Origin of the sequence: Aquibacillus salsiterrae, from assembly GCF_028416595.1 — a bacterium.
Lineage (GTDB): Bacteria > Bacillota > Bacilli > Bacillales > Amphibacillaceae > Aquibacillus_A > Aquibacillus_A salsiterrae.
Genome location: NZ_JAMQKC010000048.1, coordinates 1 through 4505 on the forward strand (window position 1 = coordinate 1; position 4505 = coordinate 4505).

Below are 4505 nucleotides of genomic sequence, written 5' to 3' on the forward strand. Positions count from 1 at the left end.
CGACACAGCAACTATCCCAATCGATTATCACGTTTAAAAATGAGGAACAGCTTGCCTTGAAAGAATCCTATTATGTAATGGAAAAACAAATGTATCGAACGGCCACCTGCATGCTTGCATTCACCCAGCAATCCACCCGACTCAAAATCGAAAGGAAAATATCCAATGAACTACATCAAACAACTCAACGCTTTTTATAATCAACTTGACTTCAATCCGCTTTCTAATAACGCTATCCTACTATGGCATTCCCTGATGCAAATCAACAACAAAACCGGTTGGAAGCAAAAATTCACCGTTGCTGCCAAGGTAATTACGGCCAAAATCCAGTTAAACGAAAGTGTTTTTAAGCGGGCACGTACAGAATTGCAGGAAAAGGGGTATATCCATTGCCAATCACGTAGTGGCAATCTTGCACCTGTTTATGAGATAATTCGTTTAACGATTGAACATGATTGCATCTCTAATTCAACTATCAGCGACGATCTATGAAACTGACATTCACACGCAGCAAAAAAAGCCAGACGAAACATCCACTCCTTTTGTGAGTACCAATGTGGCGGGCAATGTAACCGGCACATCGAACGACAAACTGAACGACAAACCGAGCCTATTAACTAAACAAGATATAAAAGAAATAAAGACCAAACAAAGCCATGAAACAATAACTACCCAAGCCGAGTCTTTCTATGAACAAAACATCGGGAAAATCACGCCATTCATCCAAGGTCTATTATCAAATTGGACTTCAACCTTAAATGAACCACTTGTTATCGAAGCGATGAAACAATCGGTGGAACGAAATCATGCCAATTGGAAGTACATAGAAAGCATTTTAAAAGCCTGGCAAAACAAAAACCTTGCGACGTTAGAACAGGTGGCGTCTGACCAACAGGCTTTTAAACAACAACGCCTGGCACAGTTCCCGAGCAAGAATTATCCGAAGCAAGAGGTTATCCCTGACTGGTTCCATAACCGAAACAAAAAAGCCGATGTACCTGCATACAAGACTAACGAACCAATTGATATTGAAAAGCGGTTGAGAGAATACACAAACAGTAAAGGCATTGGTTGAATACTGAGCCATCACCTACAAATAAACCAGACCCATCCGCCACACATGAAAATAAATCTTTTTAGCCACGGAAGGGTCTGATCATTACATAAATCTTCGGGGTTAGCACTTTGTGGTAAATTACTTGGCGGACACTCATAAAAAACGGAGGCACGAATGATAATTCGTCCCCCTCTTTATACTAAAAACAAAATCCACACCTGTCCTCTGTTCGTGGAAAAACACCCTTTTTGTCTTTTTGTGGTGCCTGCCACCAAGTACCTAGTACATTCTACCTTCAAATATCTTTAATATCTTTTAGCAATTGACTGAAAAAATTGGACTAAGAATTGAAAAATCTATATAATGTACATAAACTTTATAGTACTAAGAACGGAGGGGAAGACAAATGAGTAAACCAAAATTTAATATTAAATATAAATTCCCTGAAGATTACAACCCAGCCTATACTAACGGCGTTTGGGGAGGAATAGCGCCCCAAGGAGAAATTGTCGTTAACTTTTTTTTCGAACGCCAGCCTCTTCCATACGAAGAATCAATTGAACTTGATGCTAATAATAAAACAAGTGAAAGTAAAGTAATTGCACCTGAAAACCATGAACTAAGTATAATGCGATATGTTTCTACTGGAGTTGTTATGGATTTTGAAACTGCTAAGTCTTTTCATGAGTGGTTAGGCCGTAAGATTGAAATTTTAGAAACTGAATTTGGAAGGGGAGAGTAATGATAAACATTGCGCACGTAACAGCAAATGAAAGCAAATACTTTCCAAGGTTACAAAATGAATCATCTAGAACCAAAATTGCTCCTAGAGCAATTGGCTACGGCTCAATGAACTATCATCTTCATAATGAAGCAATGTCTTCAGTGAGTTCCGCTATAAACCCATTTTTCTTAAAAGAAGAAATCCAAAAACATAAAAACATAAAAAAGTTAATCGATATTTCCAACTTTGGAAAAAATTGGAACGGATATGGAGCACAGCCTTTTACTCAGTCTTTAATAAATAGCGTTTTAAATTTAATCGGAAACCTAGATAGACAACCCAAAATTTTTCCTACTGGAAGAAAAAGTATTCAATTGGAATACGAGTTAACGAACGATGATTATTTGGAATTTGAAATTTTCGAGGATAGAATAGAAGTTTACAAAGAAGTTGGGGAGAATGAGAAAGAATTTGAAATTAGTCACAATGCTAAAATTATGAATAGGATAATTCATGATTTTTATGAATACAAATATAAGTCCTGAAGAAAAACTATACAGAGCATTATTGTTTTCAAACCCAAATGCTTGGGATGACGAAAAAGGAAGGCCTTCATCCGCTCTCTTTAAAGACTCTAAAGGGGTCTCAGTGGACCGCGATGGCAAGCGTAGTGAATATGATATAGTTAATTCTTTTTCAGAAAGGTTTTCTCCCAAAAACCTCAAAGCCATAGTTTTTATTGGAGCAGATTTTTGCTATGAATTGCCTTTAAAGCTAATATATCGCCCAGAACCAAATAATATTTATCATGCTGAAATCCATGATTCTGATGAAAAAGTACAAATTACATCAAAAGGTAAATTAAGAAAACTAGCTAAAAATTGTGTGGTTATAGAAATAGATAAATAATATCCGCCCTAACGGGCGGTTTTATTTTCCCATACCAGAAGGTTAATTACCAACTTAGCCTATGATGTTCGGTTTTTAAATAACTTTCAAAGATTCCTTGGTTTCAATGTATTTCTATCAGATAAAAATTAATCCGCCAAGCAACCATGGGTCTAACTGTCTAACATCTATTTTTTTGACCACTCTTTTTTCAAAGATAACCATCCGGATTCCTCTCCTGCCACCGCCATGCATCCGCACACATCTCTTCAATACCCTTTTCTGCTTTCCACCCTAACTCTTTCTCTGCCTTTGATGGATCTGCATAGCATTCAGCAATGTCTCCTGGACGGCGGTCGACAATCTTATAAGGGATCTTTTTACCAGATACTTTCTCAAATGCTTCCACTACCTCTAAGACACTGTAACCCTTTCCTGTTCCTAGGTTATAGGCTTCTATTCCACTAATAGATTTCACTTTTTCTAGTGCTTTTAGGTGACCTTTTGCTAAATCTACTACATGAATATAATCCCTTACCCCGGTGCCGTCAGATGTTGGGTAATCACTACCAAATATATTTAGCATGTCCCGTTTGCCAACAGCTACTTGTGTAATATAGGGCATCAAGTTATTGGGTATGCCGTTTGGGTTCTCCCCAATTAACGCATTTTCATGAGCGCCAATCGGATTAAAGTACCTCAACAAAGCAATACTCCATTTGTCATTAGATGCATATACATCATTCAAAATTTCTTCAATCATTAATTTCGTTCTACCATACGGATTAGTTGCAGATAATAGGAAATCTTCTTTAATAGGAACAAGCTTTGGTGTACCATATACTGTTGCAGAAGAACTAAACACCAGATGATGAACATTATGCTTTTCCATTACCTCTAATAGATTTAGGGTACCTGTAATGTTATTAGAATAATATCTTAACGGAAGTTCTACTGATTCTCCCACTGCTTTCAAGCCAGCAAAATGAACGACAGCCTCAATATCATTCTCTTCAATTACCAAATTCAAGTCATCAAAGTTCAATAAATCAACTTCATAAATTTTAAATTTCTGTTTAGTAATCTCTGATACTTTTTCTAATGCAACAGGGTCACTATTTTGATAGTTATCTACTATTACAATTTCATGACCCGCTTCTATTAACTCTACACATGTATGACTCCCAATGTAACCTGCGCCACCTGTAATTAAAATAGGCAAAAAATTGCCCCCTTTCTATTTGATATTTTCATACAATAAAAAAAGACAGAAAATATATTGTTTTGTAGTAACAAAAATCCTCTATCTTTGTATCTTCTATTCATAATGGTCCTTGTTTCTGGAACTTTATATATTCAATTGTAACTAACACACAAGAAAAAATATGGTCCTTTCGCCACTCTGACCATTGCTTAAATCTGTTGGTTAGCGCTTTGTGATAAATTCCTTGAAAGAAACTCGTAAAAACGGAGGTAAGAATGATAAATATCGTCCCCCTCTTTATACTAAACTAAATCCACACCTGTCCTCCGCATGTGGAAAAACGCCCTTTTTGTCTTTTCGTGGTGCCTGACACCAAGTACCGAGTGAAATATTCACCCTAATTTAGGGCTCTCTTCAAGTGTCCATGTCTAAAAGACCCGTAGGACCTCCCGAGTTGCCGTAACATATCTGTGTGTAACGTGCCAGGGGCATCGACTCCGAGAAGGTTCTATAAATGATACCCTAAGGATGTACATAAATGATTGTTTAAAAATGTACAATATGGATGCTTAACCGCATAATATTCTTGAGGTGAATATTGTGCATATCGCAATCATTGTGAATACAGATAT

7 protein-coding genes are annotated in these 4505 nt (G+C 36.8%); 6 read left to right on the top strand and 1 reads right to left on the bottom strand.

Annotation, left to right across the window (positions count from 1 at the left end):
• The 6 genes from NC799_RS18075 to NC799_RS18100 form a co-directional block, all read left to right on the top strand.
• The coding region (locus tag NC799_RS18075) for a competence protein ComK (RefSeq protein WP_272447827.1) at window positions 1-200 on the top strand (200 nt) is incomplete at its 5' end.
• Window positions 166-492, top strand: coding sequence for a hypothetical protein (locus tag NC799_RS18080; protein ID WP_272447828.1), 327 nt, complete (start codon window positions 166-168; stop codon window positions 490-492). The genes NC799_RS18075 and NC799_RS18080, both read left to right, overlap by 35 nt.
• Entirely contained in the window at window positions 452-1075 is a 624-nt protein-coding gene (locus NC799_RS18085) for a DnaD domain-containing protein (RefSeq protein WP_272447829.1), read from the top strand. The genes NC799_RS18080 and NC799_RS18085 overlap by 41 nt, the downstream gene beginning before the upstream one ends.
• 388 nt (window positions 1076-1463) lie before the next feature.
• A complete protein-coding gene (locus NC799_RS18090) occupies window positions 1464-1799 on the top strand; it encodes a hypothetical protein (RefSeq protein ID WP_272447830.1) in 336 nt (111 codons plus the stop codon).
• The gene (locus NC799_RS18095) at window positions 1799-2326 is read left to right on the top strand and encodes a hypothetical protein (RefSeq protein WP_272447831.1); all 528 of its coding nucleotides are present in this window, start codon (window positions 1799-1801) and stop codon (window positions 2324-2326) included. Before NC799_RS18090 ends, NC799_RS18095 begins: the two co-directional genes overlap by 1 nt.
• The gene (locus tag NC799_RS18100; RefSeq protein WP_272447832.1) at window positions 2304-2690 is read left to right on the top strand and encodes a hypothetical protein; all 387 of its coding nucleotides are present in this window, start codon (window positions 2304-2306) and stop codon (window positions 2688-2690) included. The genes NC799_RS18095 and NC799_RS18100 overlap by 23 nt, the downstream gene beginning before the upstream one ends.
• 190 nt (window positions 2691-2880) lie before the next feature.
• On the opposite strand, the gene galE is transcribed toward NC799_RS18100, so the two are convergent.
• Entirely contained in the window at window positions 2881-3891 is a 1011-nt protein-coding gene (gene galE, locus NC799_RS18105; protein ID WP_272447833.1) for a UDP-glucose 4-epimerase GalE, read from the bottom strand.
• Window positions 3892-4505 lie beyond the last annotated feature (614 nt).